The sequence below is a fragment of the Isoptericola croceus genome (assembly GCF_029382255.1).
Taxonomy (GTDB): domain Bacteria; phylum Actinomycetota; class Actinomycetes; order Actinomycetales; family Cellulomonadaceae; genus Isoptericola; species Isoptericola croceus.
The window spans coordinates 1-272 of record NZ_JARLLG010000258.1 but is presented as its reverse complement, the minus strand read 5'-3'; the positions used below and the strand labels follow the sequence as shown (position 1 = coordinate 272).

The window sequence follows — 272 nt, the reverse complement described above, 5'->3', positions numbered from 1 at the left end:
GGCCTTGTCAGAGGAGTGCTCCATCCCACGTGGTTGGCCAATCCCGTTGTCGTGCGCAAGGCTAACGGGAAATGGAGGCTTTGTATTGACTTCACTGATGTTAATAAAGCTTGTCCCAAAGACCCATTTCCCTTGCCGCGCATTGACCAGATTGTTGACTCCACAGCCGGATGTGATTTGCTTTCATTTCTTGATGCATACTCAGGATACCATCAGATCTTCATGGCAGAAGAGGATGAAGAGAAAATCGCATTTATCACCCCGTGTGGCAC

The 272-nt window shown here is 48.9% G+C and carries 1 protein-coding gene; it reads left to right on the top strand.

The features are described 5' to 3' along the window. Positions 1-51: 51 nt before the first annotated feature. The coding region (locus PZC42_RS24675) for a reverse transcriptase family protein (RefSeq protein WP_277214147.1) at positions 52-272 on the top strand (221 nt) is incomplete at its 3' end.